The sequence below is a fragment of the Dactylosporangium sp. CS-033363 genome, assembly GCF_050942475.1.
In the GTDB taxonomy this organism is placed as follows: Bacteria; Actinomycetota; Actinomycetes; order Mycobacteriales; family Micromonosporaceae; genus Dactylosporangium.
The window spans coordinates 2,377,428-2,401,599 of record NZ_CP192032.1 but is presented as its reverse complement, the minus strand read 5'-3'; the positions used below and the strand labels follow the sequence as shown (position 1 = coordinate 2,401,599).

The 24,172-nt window shown below is 73.7% G+C and carries 27 protein-coding genes; 20 read left to right on the top strand and 7 right to left on the bottom strand.

The window, feature by feature from the left end:
- Positions 1–33: 33 nt before the first annotated feature.
- Complete coding sequence (locus tag ACQPZ4_RS11055) at positions 34–681, bottom strand: hypothetical protein (protein WP_433058556.1); 648 nt, start codon at positions 679–681, stop codon at positions 34–36.
- A 113-nt stretch (positions 682–794) separates the two neighbouring features.
- Here ACQPZ4_RS11055 and ACQPZ4_RS11050 point away from each other — a divergent pair, with 113 nt between their 5' ends.
- From ACQPZ4_RS11050 to ACQPZ4_RS11025, 6 genes are all read left to right on the top strand, one after another.
- Positions 795–2,534 (top strand): ABC transporter ATP-binding protein, encoded by a 1,740-nt coding sequence (locus ACQPZ4_RS11050; protein WP_433058553.1) that lies wholly within the window; start codon positions 795–797, stop codon positions 2,532–2,534.
- Positions 2,535–2,556: 22 nt separating this feature from the next.
- A complete protein-coding gene (locus ACQPZ4_RS11045) occupies positions 2,557–3,201 on the top strand; it encodes a GntR family transcriptional regulator (RefSeq protein ID WP_433058550.1) in 645 nt (214 codons plus the stop codon).
- Between the two features lie 69 nt (positions 3,202–3,270).
- Positions 3,271–3,972, top strand: a complete 702-nt coding sequence (biuH, locus tag ACQPZ4_RS11040; protein WP_433058547.1) for a biuret amidohydrolase — start codon at positions 3,271–3,273, stop codon at positions 3,970–3,972.
- 11 nt (positions 3,973–3,983) lie between these two features.
- A complete protein-coding gene (locus ACQPZ4_RS11035; RefSeq protein WP_433058544.1) occupies positions 3,984–4,673 on the top strand; it encodes a cysteine hydrolase family protein in 690 nt (229 codons plus the stop codon).
- Entirely contained in the window at positions 4,660–6,222 is a 1,563-nt protein-coding gene (locus ACQPZ4_RS11030; RefSeq protein WP_433058541.1) for a regulator, read from the top strand. Before ACQPZ4_RS11035 ends, ACQPZ4_RS11030 begins: the two co-directional genes overlap by 14 nt.
- Positions 6,223–6,240: 18 nt before the next feature.
- On the top strand, positions 6,241–6,612 hold the full coding sequence (locus ACQPZ4_RS11025) for an AtzH-like domain-containing protein (RefSeq protein ID WP_433058539.1): 372 nt from the start codon (positions 6,241–6,243) through the stop codon (positions 6,610–6,612).
- On the opposite strand, the gene ACQPZ4_RS11020 is transcribed toward ACQPZ4_RS11025, so the two are convergent.
- The 4 genes from ACQPZ4_RS11020 to ACQPZ4_RS11005 are packed head-to-tail and all read right to left on the bottom strand — an operon-like array spanning position 6,597 to position 9,103.
- Entirely contained in the window at positions 6,597–7,076 is a 480-nt protein-coding gene (locus ACQPZ4_RS11020; RefSeq protein ID WP_433058536.1) for a hypothetical protein, read from the bottom strand. The genes ACQPZ4_RS11025 and ACQPZ4_RS11020 overlap by 16 nt on opposite strands.
- 21 nt (positions 7,077–7,097) lie before the next feature.
- Positions 7,098–7,673, bottom strand: coding sequence for an HdeD family acid-resistance protein (locus ACQPZ4_RS11015; protein WP_433058533.1), 576 nt, complete (start codon positions 7,671–7,673; stop codon positions 7,098–7,100).
- A 19-nt stretch (positions 7,674–7,692) separates the two neighbouring features.
- Positions 7,693–8,481 carry a DnaJ C-terminal domain-containing protein gene (locus ACQPZ4_RS11010; RefSeq protein ID WP_433058530.1) on the bottom strand — a complete coding sequence of 263 codons (789 nt, stop codon included), beginning with the start codon at positions 8,479–8,481 and terminating at the stop codon, positions 7,693–7,695.
- Between the two features lie 31 nt (positions 8,482–8,512).
- Complete coding sequence (locus ACQPZ4_RS11005) at positions 8,513–9,103, bottom strand: Hsp20/alpha crystallin family protein (RefSeq protein ID WP_433058527.1); 591 nt, start codon at positions 9,101–9,103, stop codon at positions 8,513–8,515.
- A 158-nt stretch (positions 9,104–9,261) separates the two neighbouring features.
- Here ACQPZ4_RS11005 and ACQPZ4_RS11000 point away from each other — a divergent pair, with 158 nt between their 5' ends.
- Positions 9,262–9,657 carry a DUF2267 domain-containing protein gene (locus tag ACQPZ4_RS11000; protein WP_433058524.1) on the top strand — a complete coding sequence of 132 codons (396 nt, stop codon included), beginning with the start codon at positions 9,262–9,264 and terminating at the stop codon, positions 9,655–9,657.
- A 146-nt stretch (positions 9,658–9,803) separates the two neighbouring features.
- On the opposite strand, the gene ACQPZ4_RS10995 is transcribed toward ACQPZ4_RS11000, so the two are convergent.
- Both ACQPZ4_RS10995 and ACQPZ4_RS10990 read right to left on the bottom strand, forming a co-directional pair.
- A complete protein-coding gene (locus ACQPZ4_RS10995) occupies positions 9,804–10,649 on the bottom strand; it encodes an NAD-dependent epimerase/dehydratase family protein (RefSeq protein WP_433058521.1) in 846 nt (281 codons plus the stop codon).
- 76 nt (positions 10,650–10,725) lie between these two features.
- Positions 10,726–11,760 carry an NAD-dependent epimerase/dehydratase family protein gene (locus ACQPZ4_RS10990; protein ID WP_433058517.1) on the bottom strand — a complete coding sequence of 345 codons (1,035 nt, stop codon included), beginning with the start codon at positions 11,758–11,760 and terminating at the stop codon, positions 10,726–10,728.
- 113 nt (positions 11,761–11,873) lie between these two features.
- Here ACQPZ4_RS10990 and ACQPZ4_RS10985 point away from each other — a divergent pair, with 113 nt between their 5' ends.
- The 13 genes from ACQPZ4_RS10985 to ACQPZ4_RS10925 all read left to right on the top strand — a co-directional run bounded on the left by ACQPZ4_RS10985 (position 11,874) and on the right by ACQPZ4_RS10925 (position 24,171).
- Positions 11,874–12,527, top strand: coding sequence for a glycosyltransferase family 2 protein (locus ACQPZ4_RS10985; protein WP_433058514.1), 654 nt, complete (start codon positions 11,874–11,876; stop codon positions 12,525–12,527).
- Positions 12,524–13,153, top strand: a complete 630-nt coding sequence (locus tag ACQPZ4_RS10980) for a TIGR04282 family arsenosugar biosynthesis glycosyltransferase (RefSeq protein ID WP_433058511.1) — start codon at positions 12,524–12,526, stop codon at positions 13,151–13,153. Before ACQPZ4_RS10985 ends, ACQPZ4_RS10980 begins: the two co-directional genes overlap by 4 nt.
- A complete protein-coding gene (locus ACQPZ4_RS10975; RefSeq protein WP_433058508.1) occupies positions 13,150–13,803 on the top strand; it encodes a class I SAM-dependent methyltransferase in 654 nt (217 codons plus the stop codon). The genes ACQPZ4_RS10980 and ACQPZ4_RS10975 overlap by 4 nt, the downstream gene beginning before the upstream one ends.
- Positions 13,800–14,948, top strand: coding sequence for a molybdopterin-dependent oxidoreductase (locus tag ACQPZ4_RS10970; RefSeq protein ID WP_433058505.1), 1,149 nt, complete (start codon positions 13,800–13,802; stop codon positions 14,946–14,948). The genes ACQPZ4_RS10975 and ACQPZ4_RS10970 overlap by 4 nt, the downstream gene beginning before the upstream one ends.
- The gene (locus tag ACQPZ4_RS10965) at positions 14,945–15,349 is read left to right on the top strand and encodes a hypothetical protein (RefSeq protein ID WP_433058502.1); all 405 of its coding nucleotides are present in this window, start codon (positions 14,945–14,947) and stop codon (positions 15,347–15,349) included. The genes ACQPZ4_RS10970 and ACQPZ4_RS10965 overlap by 4 nt, the downstream gene beginning before the upstream one ends.
- The gene (locus ACQPZ4_RS10960; protein ID WP_433058499.1) at positions 15,346–16,680 is read left to right on the top strand and encodes a glycosyltransferase 87 family protein; all 1,335 of its coding nucleotides are present in this window, start codon (positions 15,346–15,348) and stop codon (positions 16,678–16,680) included. Before ACQPZ4_RS10965 ends, ACQPZ4_RS10960 begins: the two co-directional genes overlap by 4 nt.
- A gap of 52 nt (positions 16,681–16,732) precedes the next feature.
- Positions 16,733–17,935 carry a helix-turn-helix domain-containing protein gene (locus ACQPZ4_RS10955; protein WP_433058496.1) on the top strand — a complete coding sequence of 401 codons (1,203 nt, stop codon included), beginning with the start codon at positions 16,733–16,735 and terminating at the stop codon, positions 17,933–17,935.
- Positions 17,936–18,392: 457 nt separating this feature from the next.
- Positions 18,393–19,832: an LLM class flavin-dependent oxidoreductase gene (locus ACQPZ4_RS10950; RefSeq protein ID WP_433058493.1), complete on the top strand. Its 1,440-nt coding sequence runs from the start codon at positions 18,393–18,395 to the stop codon at positions 19,830–19,832.
- Between the two features lie 14 nt (positions 19,833–19,846).
- Positions 19,847–20,134, top strand: a complete 288-nt coding sequence (locus tag ACQPZ4_RS10945; RefSeq protein WP_433058490.1) for a YciI family protein — start codon at positions 19,847–19,849, stop codon at positions 20,132–20,134.
- Positions 20,131–20,976 (top strand): SWIM zinc finger family protein, encoded by an 846-nt coding sequence (locus tag ACQPZ4_RS10940; RefSeq protein ID WP_433058487.1) that lies wholly within the window; start codon positions 20,131–20,133, stop codon positions 20,974–20,976. Before ACQPZ4_RS10945 ends, ACQPZ4_RS10940 begins: the two co-directional genes overlap by 4 nt.
- 73 nt (positions 20,977–21,049) lie before the next feature.
- Positions 21,050–21,775: an ABC transporter ATP-binding protein gene (locus ACQPZ4_RS10935; protein WP_433058483.1), complete on the top strand. Its 726-nt coding sequence runs from the start codon at positions 21,050–21,052 to the stop codon at positions 21,773–21,775.
- On the top strand, positions 21,772–22,788 hold the full coding sequence (locus tag ACQPZ4_RS10930; protein WP_433058480.1) for an ABC transporter permease subunit: 1,017 nt from the start codon (positions 21,772–21,774) through the stop codon (positions 22,786–22,788). Before ACQPZ4_RS10935 ends, ACQPZ4_RS10930 begins: the two co-directional genes overlap by 4 nt.
- A 60-nt stretch (positions 22,789–22,848) precedes the next feature.
- Positions 22,849–24,171, top strand: coding sequence for a hypothetical protein (locus tag ACQPZ4_RS10925; protein ID WP_433058477.1), 1,323 nt, complete (start codon positions 22,849–22,851; stop codon positions 24,169–24,171).
- Position 24,172 lies beyond the last annotated feature (1 nt).

The window sequence follows — 24,172 nt, the reverse complement described above, 5'->3', positions numbered from 1 at the left end:
GATCCGGCCGCGCCCGCGAACAGGCGAACGGGGTCAGTTCGGGCGCAGCGGGCGGCCCTGGCCGTCGACCGGGCGGCCGGCCAGCATCATGATGCCGTCGATCACGAACCAGAGCCACAGGCCGGCGGTGATCAGCCACGGGACGAACAGGAGGAAGGCGCCGCAGACGAGGGACGTCCAGCCGACGACGATGCTCAGGACCAGCTGGGTCACGCCCAGGGCGATGTTGCCGGCGTAGATGCGGCCGATGCCGCCGAGGGCGAAGATCAGGCCCGGCAGCAGCTGGAGCAGGCCGGCGACCATCTTGCTCTTGTCGGAATACGGCTGGCCGGTCAGCGGGTCGTACTGCGCCACCGCCATCGGGTAGGCCGCGGGCTGGCCGTAGGCGGGCTGGGCGTAGGCGGCCTGGCCGTAGGGGTCGTAGGCGCCGCCCGAGGCCGGGGCGCCCGAGACCGGGGGCAGCTGGTAGGCGGTGCTGTAGGGCTGGCCCGACGCCGGCGGGGAGGACATCGGCGGCGGGAGGGCGGGCTGACCGTACGGGTCGGACTGGCCGTAGGGCACGGGCTGCTGCCCGTATCCCGGCTGCTGTCCATAGTTCGGCTGCTGCCCATAGGGGGACGGCTGGCCGTACGGATCCGGCTGCCCATACGGATTCGGAGTTCCATACGGTGGCTGCGTCATGACACGCAGGCTACAACCAGGGTGCGACAAAATATGCCCCCGGTTCGGCTGTGACGCGGTCGACGGTTCGCTCGACTTCCCGGGGCCACCTGCCGGGCAAAAGAATGACCTTCATGGACTTTGACGGGCGGCGCCCGGTGCGCACGATCTTCCACCTGCTCGCCCGGTCGCGGTGGCGGCTGCTGCTGGCCACCCTCGCGTTCGCCGTCAAGGACAGCCCGATCTGGCTGCTGCCGCTGCTCACCGCCAACATCATCGACGTCGTGGTGCAGCACCGGCCGGTCGCGCAGCTGTGGCTCAACGCCGCCGTGCTCGCGGTGATCCTGCTGCAGAACGTGCCGACGCACATGCTCTGGGTGCGGCAGATGTCGCTGATCGTCCGGCACCTCGGCACCGACCTGCGCTCGGCGCTGGCCGGGCGGCTGCAGCAGCTGTCGATCGCGTTCCACACCCGCGCGGGCGGGAGCCTGCTGCAGACCAAGCTGGTCCGCGACGTCGAGAACGTGGAGATGATGCTGCAGCAGGTGGCCGCGTCGGGCACCTCGGCGGTCCTGACGCTCACCGGCGCGCTCACCCTGACCGCCATCCGGGTACCGCAGTTCGTCCCCCTGTTCCTGCTGGTCGTACCGTGCACCGCGGCCCTGGTGGCGATGGTGCGCAAGCGGTCCGGGGCGCGCAACGAGGAGTTCCGGCGGCGGGTCGAGGAGCTCTCGGCGCGGGTCGACGAGATGGCGCACCTGATGCCGATCACCCGGGCGCACGCGCTGGAGCAGGAGGCCGTGCACCGCATGCGGGGCACGGTCGAGGAGGTGCGCACCGCCGGCCTGCGCCTGGACATGGTCAACGGGCGGTTCGGCGCGATGTCCTGGGTGACGTACCAGCTGCTCGGGGCCGCCTGCCTGGTCGCCGCCGGGTGGGCCGCGTGGTCGGGCTTCGCGCCGGTCAGCGCGGGCGACGTGGTGCTGCTCAGCACGTACTTCGCGGTGCTCACCAGCTCCGTGATCGGCCTGTTCGGGCTGGCCCCGATCATCGCCAAGGGGCTGGAGTCGGTCCGCTCGATCGGCGAGGTGCTGTCCGCCCCCGACCTGGAGCTCAACGAGGGCAAGGCGCGGGTGCCGGCGGTGCGCGGCGAGATCGCGCTGGAGGGCGTCGGCTACCGCTACCCGGAGGCCCCGGCGCCGGCCGTGCAGGGCATCGACCTGACCGTGGCCGCCGGCGAGACGATCGCGTTCGTCGGCCCGTCCGGCTCCGGCAAGTCGACCATGCTGAACCTGCTCATCGGCTTCATCCGGCCGACCGATGGGCGGGTCCGCCTCGACGGGCGGGACATGGAGGAGATCGACCTGCGTTCCTATCGGAAGTTCGTTTCCGTGGTACCGCAGGAGCCCGTGCTGTTCGACGGCACGATCTGGGAGAACGTGACCTACGGCAGCCGGCACCTCGACGAGGAGAGCGTCACCCGGGCCCTGCGCGACGCCAACGCCCTCGAGTTCGTCGAGCGCCTGCCGCACGGCTGGGACACCATGGTCGGCGAGCGCGGCGCGATGCTCTCCGGCGGCCAGCGGCAGCGCCTGGCGATCGCCCGGGCGCTCGTGCGCGACCCGCGGGTGCTGCTGCTCGACGAGGCGACCTCGGCCCTCGACAGCGAGTCCGAGGCGCTGGTCCAGGAGGCCCTCGCCCGCCTGATGCGGGGCCGCACCACGTTCGTCGTCGCGCACCGGCTGGCCACGATCCGTAACGCCGACCGGATCGCCGTGCTGGCGGGAGGCAGGCTGGTCGAGCTCGGTACCCACGAGGAACTGCTGGCCGCGGAGGGACTCTTCGCCCGCCTGCACGGGTTGCAGTCCGTATAGACAGGAGTGCGAGACTGTGGCGATGAGGCAGACCGACGAGCTGACCAGTGCCAGCCTGGTCGAGCTCGCGGTGCTCCGGCTGACCCGGGAGATCCTCGGCGGCGGCACCGAGCCCGGCGAGCGCCTGGTCGAGGAGCAGCTGACCAAGCGCTTCGGGATCAGCCGCGCCCCGCTGCGGGAGGCCCTGCGGCTGCTGGCCCAGCAGGGGCTGGTCGAGCACATGCCGCGCCGGGGCGTGCGGGTGGCGGTGCTGTCCGACGCCGACATCCGGGACCTGTACGCGGTCCGCGACGTCCTGGAGCGGCACGCGGTGAGCGCCACCCCGGCGGACGCGGACCTGGGCGGGATCGCGGCCGCGCTGAAGGCCATGCAGGAGGCGGACGAGCGCGGCGACCAGTTCGACGTGGCCACCGCCCACCGCGAGTTCCACGTGGCGGTCGTCGCCCTGGCCGGCAACCGCCAGCTGGCGCTCGTGCACGAGTCGGTGCTGGTGAAGATCCAGCTGTACATGGCGCTGAACCTGCGCCGCGAGGCCGAGGTGGCCCGCCCGCACGACGGCGTGCACCGCCACGAGCGGCTCTTCGACGTGGTCGCGACCCGGGATCCGCGGGCGGTCCTGGCGGCGCTCGCCGAGCACGGGGCCCGCTCGTACATCGACCGGGAATAGAAACTTCCTGACATCAATGCGTTACAGAGCGCGCGGGTCGGCGTAACAGGATTGTCGACAATCGACAGCATGACCAGCGCAGCGAGCATCGGACCGGTCGGCGGCGCGCAGCCGTACGCCTGGCCCTACGACGGCAGCGTTCCGGTCGAGCGTACGGCGCTGCTGTGCATCGACTGGCAGACCGACTTCTGCGGGCCGGGCGGATACGTCGACAGCATGGGGTACGACATCGGCTTGACCAGGGCCGGGCTGCCGGCCACGGCCAAGCTGCTCGATCACGTCCGCGGCCTGGGCATGCTCGTCGTGCACACCCGCGAGGGGCACGACCCGGACCTGTCGGACCTGCCGGCGAACAAGCGCTGGCGGTCCGCGCGGATCGGGGCGGAGATCGGCTCCACCGGCCCGTGCGGGCGGATCCTGATCAAGGGCGAGCCCGGCTGGGAGATCGTGCCCGAGGTCGCGCCGGCGCCCGGCGAGGTGGTGGTGGACAAGCCCGGCAAGGGCGCGTTCTACGCCACCAACCTCGACCTGGTGCTCCGTACCCACGGCATCACGCACCTGATCCTGACCGGCATCACCACCGACGTCTGCGTGCACACCACGATGCGCGAGGCGAACGACCGCGGCTACGAGTGCCTGATCCTGTCGGACTGCACCGGCGCCACCGACCCCGGCAACCACGCGGCCGCGCTGCACATGGTCACCATGCAGGGCGGCGTCTTCGGCTGCGTCGCCACGTCCGCGGACGTCATCGCGGCCACGTCCCGTTAGGAGTGTCCACTGTGGCCACCCTCGACGCGCTTCCCGGGCCGTACTCCTTCGACCCGGCCACCACCGCGCTGCTCGTCATCGACATGCAGCGCGACTTCCTGGAGCCCGGCGGCTTCGGCGAGACGCTCGGCAACGACGTCGGGCAGCTGCGCCGGACCATCGAGCCGACGGCGAAGCTCCTGCAGGCCGCCCGCTCGGCCGGGCTGCCGGTCATCCACACCCGCGAGGGCCACCTCCCCGATCTGTCCGACTGCCCGCCGGCCAAGCTCAACCGCGGCGACCCGAGCATGCGCATCGGCGCGCCCGGGCCGATGGGGCGCATCCTCATCCGCGGCGAGCGCGGCCACGACATCATCGACGAGCTCGCCCCGGCCCCGGGCGAGCCGGTCATCGACAAGCCCGGCAAGGGCGCGTTCTACGCCACCGGGCTCGGCGACCTGCTCGGCGCCCAGGGCATCCGCAGCCTCGTCGTCACCGGCGTCACCACCGAGGTCTGCGTGCACACCACCGTCCGGGAGGCCAACGACCGCGGGTACGAGTGTCTCGTGCTCGCCGACTGCGTCGGCTCCTACTTCCCGGAGTTCCAGCGGGCGGGCCTGGCGATGATCGCCGCGCAGGGCGGCATCTTCGGCTGGGTCGCCGAGTCCCCGGCGTTCATCGCCGCACTGCAACTCGAGGACGTGACCCATGGCCGAGACTGAGACCCCCACGCTGAAAATCCCCTGGTGGGTGCGCGGCGACACGAACGCCTTCTTCGGCTTCGGGGTCAACGTGCTGGTGAACGTGCTGACCCTGACCGCGCTGTGCCTGGGCGTGGTCAAGCTCAGCGAGCGCGACGTGTTCCACGCGATCCTGCCGGCCCTGGGCATCGCGCTCGTGGTCGGCAACGTCTACTACACGTTCCTGGCCCGCCGGCTCGCCCGGCGCGAGAACCGCACCGACGTCACGGCCCTGCCCTACGGGCCCAGCGTCCCGCACATGTTCATCGTCATCTTCGTCATCATGCTGCCGGTGTACCTCAAGACGCAGGACGCCACCAAGGCGTGGAAGGCCGGCCTGGCCTGGGCGTTCATCATCGGCGTCATCGTGCTGATCGGCGCCTTCGTCGGGCCGTACATCAGAAGGCACGCGCCACGGGCCGCCCTGCTGGGGACCCTGGCCGGCATCTCGATCACGTTCATCTCCATGCTGCCCGCGGCCCGGATGTGGAACCTCGCCTGGGTCGCGCTGCCGGTCTTCGCGCTGCTGCTCATCGGCCTGCTCACCGACACCAAGCTGCCGGGCAACTTCCCGATCGGCCTGGCCGCGCTGCTGCTCGGCACCGCGATCGGCTGGATCGGCGGGGCGATGGACGGCAACGCCGTGAGCGCGGCGGCGAGCGAGATCGGGTTCGCGCTGCCGGGAGTACACCTGGATCTGCTGTTCTCGGGTCTTTCGGATGTGGCGCCGCTGCTGGCGACGGCCATCCCGCTCGGCGTCTACAACTTCACCGAGGGCATGTCCAACGTGGAGAGCGCGGCGGCCGCGGGCGACAACTACAACCTGCGCAGCGTGCTGCTGGCCGACGGCGCGGGCGCGATCATCGGCGCGGCGCTCGGCTCGCCGTTCCCGCCCGCGGTGTACGTCGGGCACCCCGGCTGGAAGAAGGCCGGCGGGCGCAACGGCTACTCGATGGCCACCGGCATCGTCATCGCGCTGCTGTGTTTCCTGGGCATGTTCGGGCTGCTCGGGGCGGTGCTGCCGATGCCCGCGATCGTGCCGATCCTGCTGTACATCGGGCTGCTGATCGGCGCGCAGGCGTTCCAGTTCACCCCGCGGGCGCACGCGGCGGCGGTGATCGCGGCGCTGGTGCCGAACATAGCCCAGTGGGCCACCGGGCAGATCGACAACTCGCTGGCGGCCGCCGGCACCACCGCGGCGAAGGTCGGGGAGGCGGCGCTGGAGGGCAACGGCGTGGTGTACACCGGACTGCTCACCCTCGGCCAGGGCGCCATCCTGGCCGGGCTGGTGCTCGGCTCGATCGTCGCGTTCGTCATCGACAAGCGGTTCATCCACGCGGCGATCTTCGCCGCGGCCGGGGCGCTGCTGTCGTTCGTCGGGCTCATCCACGCCGGGCAGATCGCCTGGAACGCCAACGGCCCGGTGGCGCTCGGGTACCTGTTCATCGCGGTCGTGTGCGCCCTGTTCGCGCTGACCCGGCCGGCACCGCGGGTGCTCGAGGCCGAAGAGCTCGAACTCGTCGACGCGTAACCCCGGGAGGAATCCACTGTGGACATCGATCGCCCCGACGTCGTGGCCGCGGTGCTGGCCGCCTTCACCGACTACGAGAAGGCGCTGGTGGCGGGCGACGTCGGGGCGCTCGGGTCCTGGTTCTGGGACTCCCCCGCGGTGACCCGGTTCGGGATCGCGGACCGGCAGACCGGCGCGGCGGAGCTGCACGCGTGGCGCGCGGCCCAGCCGCCGCTCCCGCCGGGCCGCCGGCTGTTCGAGACGCGGGTGACCACGTTCGGCGCCGACCTGGCCACCGTCACGACGCTGTTCGACTATCCCGATCAGGAAGGCGGGCCCGGGCGGCAGTCGCAGACCTGGGTCCGGCTGCCCGAGGGGTGGCGGATCGTGCACGCTCACGTGTCGTGCTGAGGCACCGCCGCGAGCATCGCCGCCAGGGCGGCCGCGCACAGGGCGACGAGCGCGAGGCCGGTGACGAGCGGGACGTACCAGCCGGGCGTCACCGCCGCGATGTCCGCCCCGAGCTCGATCGCCGACGCCTGGTCGCCGACGAACCGGGGCGCGATGATCGTGCCGCCGCCGAAGATCGCCGGGATCAGCCCGAAGATCAGCAGCCCGCAGGTGAGCCACGTGGGCCAGCGCCGGCCGGCGCGCAGCTGGGACGCGGCGTACAGGCAGCACCCGTCGGCGGCGACGGCCAGCGCGAGCCCGGCGATGACCGCCGCGTGCCCGCGGGAGGCGCCGCCGTCGACGTACGCCATCAGGTACGCCGACTCGATGTCCCGCCACACCACGACGCCGGCGATGCCACCGGCCAGCGCGGCGAAGCCCGCGGCGAGCACGAGCGCTTGGGCCGCCTTGCGTGAGGCCTCCACGCAAGGCATCCTCCCATTCTTCTAATGGGCCGCCGCCATGTGGCCGCGGCCGGAACCCTGGTGCGTGAGCTGGTACGCGGCGACCAGGAGCAGCACGCCGCTCACGATCGCGTACAGCCCGATGGCCCAGGCGATGGCCAGCGCGCCCGCCGCCGGGCGGACCATGATGAACAGCCCGGCCACGATGGCCAGGGCGCCGACGAGCGCGAGCGACCAGCCGCCGTGCTGCCGGGTCGCGAGCCACAGGTCGGACAGCCCGGTCACGACGGCCCAGATGCCGACCAGGATGGCCAGCGCCACCGCGGTGACACCGGGCCACGCGATGGCCATGACGCCGAGGACGACCCCGACGACGCCGGCCACGCCGCGGGCCACGCGCGGGCCGGTGCCGTCCGCGAACCCGGTGACCGGATTCGACGGGCCGGGCGCGGGCCTGATCGCGTGCACGATCTGCTCGATGCCGGTCACGATGGCGAAGATGCCGAACAGCAGTGCCAGCGCGAGCACGGTCACGCCGGGCCAGATCACCGCGAAGATGCCGAACACGATGGCGAGCACGCCACGGATGCCCAGCAGCCACGCTTCCCTTTTGAGCATGTGATCCCTTCCCTTCGGTTCATGCCTGACGGGGATCGAAGGTCGATTCGCGGGCCAGCGAGCCGTAAAGGGCGCGCTCGCCGGGGGTCAGGGACGCGGGTACGACGATGCGCAGCTCCGCGAAGAGATCGCCGGGTGCGCCGCGGGGATTCGGCAGCCCGTGCCCCGGCATCCGCACCCGCCGCCCGGACGACGACCCGGCCGGCACGTCGAGGCGCACGTCCCCGCCGGGCAGGCCGATCGGCACCGCCGCGCCGAGCGCCGCCTCCCACGGGCTGATGGGCACGGCGACCCGCACGTCGCGCCCCGCGACCTTGAGATGCGGATGCGGCGCCAGGTGTACCTCGAGCAGCAGGTCCCCGGCCGCCCCGCCGCGCACCCCGGGCTCGCCGCGGCCGGGCAGCCGCAGCCGCTCCCCGTCGGCCACGCCGGCCGGCACGTGCACGTCGTACTGCCGCGGGCGCCCGGCCGGCCCGCCCACGGTCACCCGCTGGCGGCCGCCGATGAACGCGACCTCCACGCCGACGGTGACCTCGGCCCGCAGGTCGGCCCCGCGGGCACCCCGGAACAGCCCGCCGGACAGGTCGTCCATGCCGCCGCGGTACCGCTCGGGCCGTTTCTGCGCCCGCGCGACCAGCACGCGGTAGGCCGCGTTGATCTCCTTGAACCGCTCCTCCGCGCCCGGTTCGGCGCTGACGTCCGGGTGGTGGCGGCGGGCCAGGCGACGGTACGCGCGCTGGATCTCCTCCCGCCCCGCGCTCCGCGGCACGCCGAGCACCTCGTAGGGGTCGCGGGCAGCGGCGGCCATCAAGGCCGTCCCCGCACCGGGGCCGCGGGCCTCAGGCCGTCGAGCTCCGGCCGACCTGCCCGGTGCTGCCCACTCCTGAGGAGCCCACGGTCTGGCTCGCCGGTCCCGGCCGGCTCTGCCCGTCCTTCATCTGCTTGGCCTGCGCCGCCGGGGTGTCGGGGGCGCCCGGGCGCACGCTCGGCGGTTTCGCCTGCGCCTCCGGCATCCCGCTCACCTGCCGCGGCCGCTGGTTCTTGGGGTCGCGGATCTCGATCCGCCGCGACTGCTGCTCGCGCAGCTTGGGCGCGACGATGGTCAGCACCCCGCCGTCGAGATCGGCCTCGACCGCGTCGCCGTCGATGTCGCCCGGCAGCGCCACCAGGTACTCGAACTCGCCGGTGCGCCGCGCGTGGTGGCGCAGGGTACCGACGCGGTGCTTCTCCTGAAACGAGCCGTAGACCCGCAGCTCGCTGTCGCGCAGCTCGATCTCCACGTCGCCGGGGGCCACGCCCGGCAGGTCCAGCTCGATCCGGAACGCCTCGCCCGTCTCCTCGATGTCGACGGGGGCGCCGCTCGTCACGGGCATGCCGAGCGCCGGGTACATGGCCAGCGACCGGCGGGGACGGGTGACCAGCAGTGTCATGGTGACGCCTCCAAGGGCGAAGGGGCTGCTGCTGTACCCCGCAATGCTGGGCGAGCGCCGGGTGAGCTGATCCCACCCGCACGGCATGACCGCGCCTCTCCCGGCCCCGTCCCGCCGGAGTGATGGCCGCTCACCTCCCGGGCGGGCAGGTTCGGCACATGTACGAAGACGTGTTCATCGCGGAGGTACGCGACAAGACCGGCATCACCGACCCCGAGCGCGCGCGCCGGGCCCTGCGTGGCGTGCTGCACGCCCTGGCGACCCGGCTGCCGGACGGCTGGGTGCACCAGCTTGCCGCGGAACTCCCACCGACCCTGGCCGAGCCGCTCTGGTCCTACCAGCACCTGTACGACCAGGAGGTCCACCTCGACTTCCGGTCCGACGTCGCCGCGCGCGCCGCGGTGCCGCCCGAGGACGCGGAGCGCCTGGCGCGCGCGGTCTTCGCCGCGGTGGCGAGCGCGTGCGACCCGGCCCTGCTGCGGCGCGTCTACCAGCCGCTGACGAGCGACGTGCTGGCGCTCACCGAGTCTGATTCCTCCCTGCTGCCGGTTTGAGGACGAAATGTCGGGTGTCGTTCCTCCACCCGACATTTCGGACTTATACCCTGACAGGAGATATGTCGTATCCCATCGACGTTTTCGCAGGTCAACGGCTTGATTGAGCCCGCGCGGGACGGAAACCCGCGCGGGATCAAAACTGTCTAGCGCAGTTCGTCGACCAGGGACGGGCCGACCGGCTTCCAGCCCAGTTCCCGCGCCTTCGCGCCCTGCGCCTGCTGGTCGAGCAGCAGCGCATCCGCGAACCCGGCCCCGAGCCGCGCCCGCGTCTCGTCCGGAGTCTCCGCGACCACACCGCTCCCGCCCGAGGCGGCCTCCCCCAGCTCGCGCACCGTCGGGTTCACCCCCGACGCGACGACGACCCGGCCGAGCGGCGCGGCGTGTTCCAGGACCAGCCGGTACAGCGAAGCCACGTCGTCAACATGCACGCTCGTCCAGTGCTGGGAGCCGTCCCCGATGAGCTGCACGCGCCCCTGCTCGTCGCGCGCCGGGGCGAGGACGCCGGCCGGAATGCCGCCGCCGTGCCCGTAGACGATGCCGGGCGCGACGATCGTGGCGGCCAGCTCCGCGTCCAGCACCGACTGCTCGACCGGCACCCGCCACGCGGTCAGCGCGGGCGGCGCGATCGGCGACTCCTCCGTGATGTCGGCGTTGTCGCCCCAGAGCCAGATGCCGCTCGTGTGGACATACGGTTTTCCGGTACCGCCCAGTGCCCGTACCGCCGCCGCCACGATGCCCTTGTCGAACTCGACCGTGTCGGGTCCCCCGGTCGCCGCCAGGTGCGCGACCGCGTCTCCCTCCGCGAAGCGCTCGGCGGCCCAGCCGGCGTCGAACAGATCCCCGACGGCGGCGTCGGCCCCGTTCTTGCGCGCCTTGTCGGCGGCCTCGTCACTGCGCACGAGCGCCGTGACCGCATGCCCGCCGGCGACGAGCTCCCGCACCACGGCCGACCCGATGTACCCGGTTCCCCCGGTCAACACGATCCTCATGCCGCCACGCTAGATCGCCGGCCGCCACTCTCGCGCCGTGTCAAACGACTCGCACCCGGGTGGGAATACCGCGGGCTCAGACCCGCAGCGGCGCCGTGGCGAACTCGCGCAGGCCCGTGGCCAGGTCGATCGCGGCGCTGAAGCCCAGCTCGCGGCGGGCCCGGCCGGGCGCGGCGACGACGTGGCGGACGTCGCCGGCCCGGAACTCGCCGGTCACCACGGGCGCGGGGCCGTCCATCGCGCCCGCGAGCGCCGCCGCCATGTCCCCGATCGTGGCGGGCCGGCCCGAGGCGATGTTGTACGCGCGGAAGCCCGCCCGGTCGCTCGCCGCCACGGCCGCCAGGTTGGCCGCGGCCACGTCGGTGACGTGTACGAAGTCGCGGCGCTGCCCGCCGTCCTCGAACACCCGCGGCGCGCGCCCGGACTCCAGGGCCGAGCGGAAGATCGCGGCGACGCCGCTGTAGGGCGTGTCGCGGGGCATGCCGGGGCCGTAGACGTTGTGGTACCGCAGCGCGATCGCCGACCCGCCGGCCGCGGACGCCCACGCCACCGCGAGGTGTTCCTGGGCCGCCTTCGTCGCCGCGTACACGCTGCGCGGGCGCACCGGGGCCTCCTCGCCCACCTCGCCGGGCGTCAAGGGCGAGGCACAGGCGGTACACACGGGGTCGTATCGCCCTTCGGCGAGATCCTCGGTCCGGCGGGCGGCCGGCTCGACGGGCCCGTGACGCGGGCAGGCGTAGGCACCTTCGCCATAGACGACCATCGAGCTCGCCAGCACCAGCCGCCGCACGCCCGCGCGGGCCATGCCGGCGAGCAGGACGGCCGTGCCGAGGTCGTTGCATCCGGCGTACTCGGGCAGGTCGGCCAGGTCCACGCCCATCCCCACGACCGCGGCCTGGTGCACCACGGCGTCGACCCCGGCCAGCGCCGCGCCGACCGCGTCCGGGTCGCGCACGTCGGCCCGCACGAACGGCCCGTCGACGACCGGCTCGGCGCGGTGGGCCTTGGGGTGCACCATGTCCAGGACCGTGACGTCGTGGCCGCCCGCCCGCAGCGCCGCGACGACGTGGGTGCCGATGAACCCGGCGCCGCCGGTGACCAGAATCCGCATGGGCCTGACGCTAGGCATGGCGGGGCCGCCGCGCCGCTCACGTTCGCGGTTCGTAATGGTCCGTCAGCTTCTCGTAAGACCTTCCACTCAAGATCATCGCTAGCGTCCGAGTCGTGACCGATGTCGTACTGCCCTGTCTCAACGAGGCCGCCGCCCTCCCGTGGGTCCTGTCCCGGCTGCCGGCCGGCTTCCGCGCGATCGTCGCCGACAACGGCTCCACCGACGGCTCGCCGGAGATCGCGGCGGCCCACGGTGCACTGGTCGTACCGGCCGCCCCGCGCGGCTTCGGCGCGGCCGCCCACGCCGGGCTCTGCGCCGCGACCGCCGACGTCGTGTGCTTCATGGACGCCGACGGCTCCTTCGACCCGCGCCAGCTGCCGCGGGTGGTCGACCCGGTCGCGGCCGGAGCGCGGGACCTGGTCCTGGGCCGCCGCCGCCCGACGACCCGCGGCGCCTGGCCGCTGCACGGCCGCGCGGGCAACGCCCTGGTGGCGTGGCGGCTGCGGCGCACCACCGGCATCCCGGTCCACGACCTCGGCCCGATGCGCGCCGCCCGCCGCGAGGCGCTGCTCGGGCTGGCGCTGACCGACCGGCGCTTCGGGTACCCGCTGGAGATGATGGTCCGCGCCGCCGCGGCGGGCTGGCGGGTCGCCGAGGTCGACGTGGACTACGCCCCACGCGCCGAGGGCGGCCGCTCCAAGGTGACCGGCAGCGTGCGCGGCACCCTGCGCGCGGTCCGCGACATGTCCCGGGTGCTGGCGTCATGAGGGTCCAGGTGCTGCTGCTGGCCAAGACGCCGGTCCCGGGGCGGGTGAAGACCCGGCTCTGTCCACCGTGGACACCGGAGCAGGCCGCCGCGCTGGCCGCGGCCGCGATCGCCGACACCGCCGAGGTGCTCACCGCCACCCCGGCCGTGGCCCGCACCCTGGTCGTCGACGGCCCGCTGCCCGCGCCGCGCGGGTGGTCACGGGTGCCGCAGCGCGGGGCGGGGCTGGGTGAGCGGCTCGCGGCGGCGTACGCGGACACCGCCCGCCCCGGCGTCGCCACCGTCCTCGTCGGCATGGACACCCCGCAGCTGCGGGTCGGCCACCTGGTCGCCGCCACCGCCGGGCTGGCCGCCGCGGACGCGGTCCTGGGGCCGGCCGAGGACGGCGGCTGGTGGCTGCTGGGCCTGCGCGACCCCGCCGCGGCCTCGGTCCTGCGGGATGTGCCGATGTCCACCGCGGACACCGGCGCCCTGACCGAGGCCGCCCTGCGCGACCGGGGCCTGACGGTCGCCGCGACGGCGACCCTGCGCGACGTGGACACCGCGCCCGACGCCCGCGCGGCGGCCGCGGCGTGCCCCGCGAGCCGGTTCGCCCGCGTGCTGTCCACAGTGGAGCCGGCCCGGTGACGGCCCCGGTGGCGGTGTTCGGCGCGGCGCTGCGGCGGGTGGAACGGGGCGAGCCGGCCGCGCTTCGGCTGGTCGCGCCGGACGGCACCCCGGTGCGGGAGCTCGACCGGAACGCCTGGCACCGCGGCCTGCGGCCCGGCGACGGCGCGCTCGTGGAGCGCTGCCCGGACGGCACGGTGGACCTGGGCTGCGGACCGGGCCGGCTCACCGGCGCCCTGGCCGCGACCGGGCGGCGGGTGCTGGGCGTGGACGTGAGCCCGCAGGCGGTGCGGTACGCCCGCCGGCACGGCGCCCCCGTCGTGCGCCAGGACCTGTTCGGCCCGCTGCCCGGCGAGGGCGGCTGGACCGGTGCCCTCCTCGCCGACGGCAACATCGGCATCGGCGGCGACCCGGTCCGGCTGCTGCGCCGCTGCCGGCGGCTCGTGCGCCCGGGCGGGGCGGTGCTCGTCGAGGTCGACCCGCCGGGCGCCGGCAGCTGGAGCGGCCCGGTGGCGCTCGCCGACGACGCGAGCGACGGCCCGGCCAGCGCGCCGTTCGCGTGGGCGTTCGTGGCCGCGGACGACCTCGCCGCCCTGGCCGAATCCGCCGCGCTGCACGTCACCGAGACCTGGACGGAGGCCGGACGATGGTTCGTGAGCCTGCAAGCGTGAGGACCGCGCTGACCGCGCGCCTCGGGCTCATGCTCGGGATCGCCTTCTCGATCTGCCTCGTGACCGGGGTGCTGAGCCACTTCATCCAGCACCCGCCGGGCGGGTTCCACTGGCCGTCCCGCCCGGTGCAGCTGTACCGCATCACGCAGGGCCTGCACGTGGCGAGCGGCCTGGCCTCGGTACCCCTGCTGACGGCGAAAATCTGGTCGGTCTTCCCGAAGCTGTTCACCTGGCCGCCGGTCCGCGGCCTGGCGCACGGCCTGGAGCGCGCGGCGATCGGCCTGCTCTCCGCCGCGGCGGTCTTCGAGCTCGTGACGGGCGTGCTGAACATCGCCTACTGGTACTCGCTGATGCCGTTCGGCTTCATCGGCGCCCACTACTGGACCGCGTGGATCCTGGCCGGCGCCCTGCTGCTGCACATCGCGGCCAAACTGCCGTTGATCCGAGCGGCGCTGACCGGACCCGCGGCTCCGGACGGCGACACGAACAGCACTGCGGCCGACGGTGGCCGGGCGCGGCGCGGGATGCTGACCCTGGCCCGCGCGGCCGGCGGTGGCGGGTGGACGCGGCGCGGGGTGCTCACCCTGACCGGCGCCGCCGCCGGGGCCGTGACGCTCGCGACCGTCGGGCAGACCGTCGCCCCGCTGGGCCGGGTCTCGCTGCTCGCCCCGCGCCTGCCCGGCGTCGGCCCGCAGGGGCTGCCGGTGAACAAGACCGCGGCCGCCGCCGGGATCGTGCGCGTCGACGAGTCGTACCGCCTCCAGCTCACCGGCCCCACCGGCCGCCACGCGCTGAGCCTCCAAGATCTCCTCGCCCTGCCACAGTTCGCGGCCGAGCTGCCGATCGCGTGCGTGGAGGGCTGGAGCGCGAGCGCCACGTGGTCCGGCGTGCGCGTCGCCGACCTCCTGAGGCTGGTCGGCGCCGAGGACCCGGACCGCCCGGTGACGGTCGAGTCGCTGCAACAGGACGGCCCGTACCGCACCTCGGTCCTCGAGCCCGGCCAGGCCCGCGACCCGCTGACCCTGCTCGCCCTGAGACTCGGCGGCGAGCCGCTGCACCTCGACCATGGCCACCCGTGCCGGCTCATCGCCCCCAACCGCCCCGGCGTGCTGCAGACCAAGTGGGTCGCGGCGGTGATCGCATGAGATGGCTGCTCGGAGCGGCCGGCCTGGCCCTGCTCGGCTACGGCGTCTACGGCTGGCTCGACGCGCCCACCCACGAGCTGGCCGGCCGCCTGATCTTCGCCGCCATAGCCCTCGTCGCGCACGATTTCGTCGTCGTACCCCTCGTGGTCGTCGCCGCCGCGCTCGTCACCCGCTTCGTTCCCGAGACCGCCCGCGGCCCGGTCCGCGCGGGCCTGGCGGTCGCGGCCGTCCTGACCGCGGTCGCGCTCCCCTTCGTCATCGGCGCCGGCCGCATCGCCGACAACCCCTCCGCCTTCCCCCAGCACTACGCCCGCAACCTGGCCATCCTGCTGACCGCCACCGCCCTGATCACCGCCGCCTGGATCACCGCAAGAGCCCTGATCGCGCGGCGACGCCGGTGAGGCGGGTCGTCGCGGCCGCGGTGTGCCTGGCCCTGCTGATCGGCGCACTGCAACTCCCCGGCCGCTGGTACCTCCTGTCCTGGCTCCCCTTCGCCGCCGGCGCCTGGCTCGTCGCGCGCACCGGACCACGCGCCGCCGCAGTCCTCGTCCTGCTGGGCGGCGCCCTGCTCCCCCTGGCCGCGGCCGCCCACCCCCCGAACAGCAGCGACGACGTGTACCGCTACGTCTGGGACGGCACCGTCCAGCGAGCCGGCGTCGACCCGTACCGCCATCCCCCCGCCGCACCCGAACTCCACCACCTGCGCGACAACACCCTGTGGCACCCGGGCGCCCCCTGGTGCGTCCCGGACGGCTGCACCCTGATCAACCGCCCCGCCGTCCCCACCATCTATCCCCCGGTCGCCGAGGCCCTCTTCGCCGCCCTGCCCGGCCGAGTAGGCGCGATGCAACTCGCGATGGCCGCATTCGCCGCCGCGACGACCGCCCTCCTCTGGTACGCCCTGCGCCGCCTCGGCCGCGACCCCCGCCGCGCCGTGCTGTGGGCCTGGTGCCCCCTGGTCGCCCTGGAGGCCGGCAACAACGCCCACGCCGACGCGGCCGCCGTGTTCCTGGCCGCGCTGGCCGTGTTCCTCGCCGCCCGCGGCCGCGCCGGACCGAGCGGAGCCGTGCTCGGCCTGGCCGTCGCGACCAAGCTCACCCCGGCCCTGCTGACCCCGGCCCTGCTCCGCCGCCGGCCCTTCGCGGTGCTCGCGGCCGCCGCCGGCGCGGTGGTCGCCGTCTACCTGCCGCACGTGCTCGCCGTAGGGCCGAAGGTGCTCGGGTACCTGCCCGGCTACCTGCACGAGGAGGGCTACGCCGACGGCGCGAGGTTCGCGCTCCTCAGCCTGGTCCTCCCGCCCGCCCTGGCCGCCCCGGCGGCAGTCCTGATCCTCGCCGCGACCGCGGTCCTGGTGTACCGCCGCGCCGACCCGGACCGCCCATGGCGAGCGGCCGCCGCGATGGTCGCCGTGACGCTGCTCGTAGCCGCACCGGCCTATCCCTGGTACGGCCTGCTCCTCGTCATGCTGATCGCCTACGGCGCCCCCGCCGAGTGGCTGACCGTGGCCGCCGCCGCGTACCTCCCCCAGTTCGCCGGCGACCTGGGCCTCTCCACGGCGGCAGCCCAACGCGAAGCCTTCGGCACGGCGCTGGCCGTGGTCGCGATCGGCCTGATATTGAGGCGGCGGAGAACGGCTGGTGCTGACACTGCCGGAGTCGTGCCGCGTGGTGCTCGTCGCGCCCGGGGCGGCCTGAGCGTTCGACGCTCAGCCCCGCGCGCGCCGCTGCAGTAGGCATACGATTGGCACGCGACGTGTCAATTCGCCGATGTCCCCGGGGGCTGCGATGCCAGACGAACCGGAACTCACGTTCGGCCGCCGGGTGCGCATCCTGCGCGAGCGGTCCGGGAAGACCCGCGCCGTGCTCGGCGGCCTCGTCGGCCGCTCCGAGGAATGGGTCAAGGCCATCGAGACCGGAAAGCTGCTCACGCCCCGGCTGCCGCTGCTGCTGAGCCTGGCCGACGTGCTCGGCGTCGACGACCTGGCCGAGCTCACCGGCGACCAGAGCATCCCCGTCGCCTCCGTCACCAAGGCCACCCACCCGGCGACCGCAGCGATCGCCGAGGCGATGAACCGGCCGGTGGTGGCCCGTGACGTCGACCCGGACAGTGCGGACGTCCACAGCCGGGTCGGGCACGCGTGGCAGCTGTGGCACGGGTCCACGACGGAACGCACCGCCGTCGCCGCCGTGCTGCCGGACCTGCTCCGGGACGCTCGCGCTGTGGTCCGCCTCGTCGACGGGGCCGATCGCCGCCGCGCGTACGCCGACCTGGCGCAGGTCTATCACCTGTGCCAACTGTTCCTCGCGCATCAGCCGGCCGCCGAGTTGGTGTGGTTGGCCGCCGACCGGGGCATGCAGGCCGCCCAGGACGCCGACGACCCGCTCGCCATCGCCACAGCCGCCTGGTACTACGCATACGTCTACCGGGGCGCCGGGCAGTTCGCCGCCGCCGAGGAGGTCGTCGGGGACGTGATCCCGCTGCTCGACCCGGAGGCGAGCACCGACCACCTGGCCCGCTGGGGCCAGCTGCAACTCGGCGTGGCCCTCGCCTCGGCGAAGGCGGGCCGAGGCGGCGTGGCCTGGAAATACTGGGACCGCTCCTCCGGGGCGGCGGACGCCCTCGGGCGAGGCTATCTGCACCCGCGGACCATGTTCGGCCGGTTCACGGTCGACGCGTTCGCCGTCACCATCGACGTCGAGCTGTTCCGCGCCGGTGAGGCCGTCGTCAGAGCCGAACGCCTGGACCTGGGGGACATGCCGTCGCACACCCGCCGAGCGGCGTTCCTGATGGACTCTGCCCGCGCCCACCACCAGCGACGCGAGCACGTGGCCGTGGTCCACCTGCTTGGCCGCGCGCTGCGCGAGTCGGTCGAGACGACCCGGCATCAGCCGTTCGCCCGCCAGGCGATCCTCGAACTCATGGGCCGCCGGGGCACCGTCCGCGACGACGCCCGCGAGCTTGCCCTGTCCGTGGGCCTTCTGGGGTAGATCCGTCCCGGAGGTACAAACCCTACCTATCGACCGCCGCGAGTAACCATAGCGTCACCTTCGGCGCGGCGGTCGCTTCCGTCGCAGGTCCGGTCGCCGCGCCCCGAAGCTGGGGTGCACCGGTTGCTGGTCCGGGGTCTGCGAGCCAGGAAAGCCGCGGCCGGTGCGCCCCTCCAACGAGGGGCGGCAGCATGCAGCACAGGCGGGTTTGGGTGTGGCGGCGGTGGCCTCCCGGGCACTACTGCGTGTGTGGACTCGGGTGGCGACGCACCTGGTCGAGATGCTTGGACGCGCCGCGCCCAGCGATCGGTCCGCCGGCGCCGCGACCCTCCTGGGACGGCCCGACGCTCACCCTGGCCCCGTTCACACTCACCCAGGGCCAGCAAGCGCGAGGGGGCCGTGCGTGGCCCACGAACTGAAGAGGCCATCGCGACCGAAGGCGGCGGAGAATGGCGGGGTGCTGACGCTGCCGGAGCCGTGCCTCGTGGTGCTCGTCGGGCCCGGGGCGGCCGGAAAGTCGACCTGGGCCGCCACTCACTTCCGCCCCGAGCAGGTGGTGTCCTCGGACGCCCTCCGCGCGCTGACCGGCGCGGGCGAGGACGACCTGACCGCCAGTACCGACGCGTTCGAGATCTTGGAAATGGTCGTGCAGCGGCGGGTCCGGCGGCGGCTCACCACCGTGATCGACACCCTCGGGCTCGATGCAGAGCGGCGGCGCCGGTGGGTCGCGCTGGCCCGCGAGCACGACCTGCCCTGCGTGGCCATCGCGTTCGACACCCCCGCGGCCGAGTGCCGGGCCCGCAACCGCGCCCGCAGCAGCAAGCGCATCCCGGCCGAGGCGCTCACCCGCCAGCTGCGCGACTGGACGCGGACGAAAGCGCTGCTGCCGGACGAGGGCTTCACGGCGGTACACCTGGAAACCGCCGTGCGTATGGTGCACGAGACGTTCCAAGATTCCCCCGCCGCGGCCCGAAGGCAGGAGGAGGCCCCACGACAGCTGCGCTTCGGGCTGCACCTCGGCGAGTTCAAGAACGTCGACGTCAGAGAAACTGCCAAAGCGGCCGAGGAGGCGGGGTTCGACGCCGTCTACGTGATGGACCACTTCCGGCAGATCCCGCAGGTCGGCCGGGCGTGGGACGACTTCCTGGAGAGCTGGACGACGCTCGCGTACCTCGCCGCCTGCACCGAGCGGGTCCGGCTCGGCACGCTGGTGACCGGCGTGACGTACCGGAACGTGGCGCACCTCGGCAAGATCGCGGCGACGCTCGACGTGCTGTCCGGCGGGCGGGCCGTCCTGGGGCTCGGGCTGGCGTGGTTCAAGGAGGAGCACCTCGCGTACGGCTGGGAGTTCCCCACCACCCGCGAGCGCTATGCGCTGCTCGAGGACGCGCTGCAACTGCTGCCGCTGCTGTGGGGCAAGGGCAGCCCGCGGTTCGAGGGCAAGGTGCTCACCGTCCCGGAGGCGATGTGCTACCCGCGGCCTGTGCAGGAGCGCATTCCGATCGTCGTCGGCGGGAACGGGGAGCGGCACACGCTGCGGCTCGCCGCCAAGTACGCCGACGCGGCCAACGTCATGGGCGACCTCGCCACCGTGCGGCGCAAGGGCGAGGTGCTGCGCGGGTACAACCCAGCGACCCGGCTCACGCACCTGACCACCGCGCTGGTGGCCGACGACGACCGGGCGCTCGGTCAGCTCATCGACGCGGGCCGCGGCCGGAAGCCGAGAGACGCGTACGCAGCCGCCATGCACGCCGGAACCGTCGAGGACCACATCGGGCGGTTCCGCGAGCTCGCCGAGGCCGGGGTAACCGAGGTCATGGTCCGGCTCCCGCATCCGGACTGCATGGCGCCCATGTCGCGCGTCATCGCCGCATTCCAAGCCGATGAAAGCGACTGAGTAGACTCCGCGGCATGTTCGTCATCACGCTGCGGTACACCGCCGAGCTCGATCGCATCGACGCCGCTGTGCCGGCGCACACGGAGTGGGTCGACTCGCAGTACGACGCCGGCATCTTCGTGGCCTCGGGCGCCATGACGCCGCGCGAGGGTGGCGTGATCCTCGCCGTCGGCATCGAGCGGGCGGAGCTCGAGGCGCGGATCGCCCTCGACCCGTTCAAGCGGCAGGGCCTGGCCGAGTACACGATCGCGGAGTTCACCCCGCGCCGGGTCGCCGCCGGCCTGGAGCGACTGCAGGGGTGACCAATCCGGAGTTCTGGGGCTCCCGGACCGTCCGCGTCGAGGGCGGCATCCGGGCCCGCAGCACGCGCGGCGCGATCGGCGAGAGCTGGTGGTCCAAGCGGTTCCTCGGCGTGCTCGAGTCGTTCGCGCTGGGCACCCGGCTCACCCGCGGCCGCAACTACGCCCGCGCCGGCCAGGTGCTGCGCCTCGACGTCGCGCCCGGCGAGGTGACCGCGAGCGTGCAGGGCTCGCGGCCCAAGCCGTACGACGTGACGATCGGCCTCGCAGTCTTCGGCGACGCGGTCTGGGCCGGGGTCGAGCAGGCCCTCGCCGCCGAGGCCCTGGGCGCGGCCAAGCTGCTGGCGGGCGAGCTCCCGCCGCACGTCGAGGACGTGTTCCTGGCCGCCGGGGCGCCGCTGTTCCCGGCCCGGTTCGCCGACCTGAGCATGCGCTGCAGCTGCCCGGACAAGGCCGTCCCGTGCAAGCACCTGGCCGCCGCCTGCTACCTGCTCGCCGAACGCTTCGACGCCGACCCGTTCGACATCCTGCTCTGGCGCGGCCGGTCCCGCGACGCCCTCCTGGCCGCCCTGCGCACCCTGCGCGGCGAGGGGACCGCGGAGCCCGACGACGCCGACCCGGTTCTCGCCGAGCTTCCATCTCCCATTGGTACCGCCGGTGCCCTCGCCACCCTCGCCGAGCCCGACGTCGAGATCGAGCGGTTCTGGCTCTCCCCGGTCCCGCTGACCGACCCGGCCCCGGCCCACGTCACCGAGCGCGACCTGCTGCTGCGCCAGCTTCCCCCGCCGCCCCCGGAACTGGGCGGCCCGGAGATCCTGAAGCAACTGCGGCGCTGGTACCGCTGAACCGGTCGAAAGTACGGCCCCTCCCCCGCTTTGGCACGATGCCCGCCGATCGCCCGATGGCGAGCATTTCGACATGCCAAACGCTCATCCGGTACTGCACGCCGCCGCCCTCGCCAAGCGCTACGGCAGACGCACCGCGCTGCACGAGGTCGACCTGACCGTTCCCGCCCGGCGGATCATCGGCCTGGTCGGGCCCAACGGGGCCGGGAAATCGACGCTGCTGCAACTCGCCTGCGGGCTCATCGAGCCGACCGCCGGCACGCTGTCCGTGCTCGGCGCGCGGCCCGCCGCCGACGCGCGACACCTGGCCCGGGTCGGCTTCGTGGCCCAGGACGCGCCGGTGTACGCCACCCTCTCCGTCGCCGACCACCTGCGGATGGGGGCCAGGATGAACCCGGGCTGGGACGGCGAGCTGGCCCGCGCCCGCATCGCGCAGACCGGGCTCCCGCTGGGCCAGAAGGCGGGCCGCCTCTCCGGCGGCCAGCGCGCCCAGCTGGCCCTCACGCTGGCCGCGGCCAAGCGGCCGGAGCTGCTCATCCTCGACGAGCCGGCGGCCGCCCTGGACCCGCTCGCCCGGGACACCTTCCTGCGCAGCCTCATCGCCTCGATCGCCGAGATCGGGGCGAGCGCCATCCTCAGCTCCCACCTGCTGGCCGACGTCGAGCGCGTCTGCGACTACCTGATCGTCCTGGCCGGCGGCCGGATCGTGCTGGCCGGCGACGTCGCGGACCTGCGCGCCGCCCACGGCTCCTCCCTCGAGCACCTGGTCCTGACCACCCTGCGGGAGGCGGCGGCATGATCTGGATGAGCTGGCGGCAGTTCCGCGCGCAGGCCCTCGCGGGCGTGCTCGTCCTCGGCGCCCTCGCCGCGTACCTGGTGCTCACCGGGCTCGACATCCGCGCCGCGCACGCCGGGTACCTCGCCCAGTGCCGGGCCACCGGCGACTGCGCCGCCGCGCTGGCCCGGCTGGTCGGCGACTACCGCACCCGGCTGCTCCTGCTGGCCGGCGTGCTCGGGCTCGTCCCGGTGCTGATCGGCATGTTCTGGGGCGCCCCGCTGATCGCCCGCGAGCTGGAGGCCGGCACCCACCGCCTGGCCTGGAACCAGAGCGTCACCCGGCGGCGGTGGCTCGCGGTCCGGCTCGGCACGGTCGTCCTCGCCGCAATGCTTGTTGCAGCATGTGCAAGCGTGTTGCTGAGCTGGGCCGCCGCGCCCGTCGACGCGATCGCCGGCGACCGGTTCGGCACCGTCAATTTCGGCGCCCGGGCCCTCGCCCCGATCGGCCAGGCCGCGTTCGCCACCGTGCTGGGCGCCGCCGTCGGCCTGGTGCTGCGCCGGACCCTGCCGGCCATGGCGCTGAGCGGGCTGCTGGTGCTGGTCGCGCTGTTCGTGATGCCGAACGCGATCCGGCCGCACCTGATGCCGGCCCACCACGAGACCCGCCCCCTGACCGCCGAGGCGATCGACGCGGCGCACGGCCTGGGCACCCTGGGCAGCGCCCCGGTCCTGCAGGGCATCGAGGTCCCGGGGGCCTGGGTGACCTCGGTGAGCGAGCTGCTCACCAGCGACGGCCGCCCGCTCGACCCGAGGATCTTCGACGACTGCCTGATGCGGGCCCCGAAGACCGGCGCGACCGGCACCTTCGGCGACTCGTCCCCCTGCCTGGCCGCGCACGACCTGCACCTGGACATCGCGTACCAGCCCAACGACCGCTTCTGGACCTTCCAGTGGCTGGAGACGGCGCTGTGGCTGGCCCTCACCGCCGCGCTGTTCGCTCTGGCCCTATGGCGCATCCGCCGGACGGCTCGCTAGCGGCACCAGCGGGCTACCATTGCGGGTCGGTTGCGGTACGCGGCGAAGGTTGAGGCATTGGTGAACGCGTGGGAGCACGTCGAGGCGCTGCGGTTCCCCGGGCGGGAGTTCGACCCCGCGACCGGAGTCGCGCGCTTCCACTATGCGCTCGGTGACCTGGTGCTGACCGAGACCGTCGACTTCGGGCCGCCCGCTCGGACGCCGCCGGCCCTCGACCGCGTGCTCGACCTGCTCTACGTGGCCGCGTCCACCTCGTACTACAAGATCGCGGCCCCGCGGCGGGTCGAGCTCGGGGACCTCGCGCTCGCCGAGGGGGCCCTGCCGTGGGTGCGCGCGCTGTACCACGAGGGGCTGGGCGAGTTCGCCTACCGCAACAAGCTCGAGTACGTGCTGGACCTGCCGATCGACGCGCCCGGCACCGCGGCCGCGCCGAGCGACGTGCACACGCCGTCCGGGGCGCCGCTCGCGGCGGTCGGCGGCGGCAAGGACTCGATCGTGACGATGGAGGCGCTGCAGCTGGCCGGGCTCGACCCGGTGCTGTTCTCGGTCAACCCGAACGCCATCATCAAGAGCGTCATGGCCGTCTCGCCGCAGCCGACCCGCACGGTACGCCGGCAGCTCGATCCGCGGATGCGGGAGTTGAACGAGCACGGGGCGTACAACGGACACATCCCGGTGACCGCGATCAACTCGCTGATCGCGGTGGCCGCCTCGGTCATGCACGGGCTCGGGCCGGTCGTGATGTCGAACGAGAGCTCGGCCTCGGTGCCGAACCTCAGCTGGCTCGGGCGGGACATCAACCACCAGTGGTCGAAGGGCCTGCCCGCGGAGCGGCACCTGCGCGACGCGCTGCTCGCCCACGCCGGGCTGCAGGACGCCTACTTCTCGCTGCTGCGCGGCCTGTCCGAGCTGCACATCGCCGGGCTGTTCGCCCAGTTCACCACCTACGACGAGGTCGTGACCAGCTGCAACGCGGCGTTCAAGCTGTCGGACGCGAGCGAGCGCTGGTGCGGGCACTGCCCGAAGTGCCGGTTCGTCTTCCTCGCCCTCGCCCCGTTCACCGGCCGCGACCGCCTGCTGCACATCTTCGGCACCGACGTGTTCACGGACCTGAGCCAGCTCGAGGGGTACCGCGAGCTGATGGGCCTCACCGCGCACAAGCCGTTCGAGTGCGTGGGCGAGATCGAGGAGTCGCTGGTCGCCCTGCGCCTGCTCACCGAGCACCCGGACTGGCACGGCGCGCCGATCGTGGCCGCCCTGGCCGCGGAGGTGCCGGCGCTGCCGGGCGACGCCGAGGTCGAGGCCGCGTTCAAGGGCGACGGCCCCAACGTGGTGCCCCCACGCTACCTCGACGCGCTCACCGCGCTGGGTTCGCCGCGCTGAG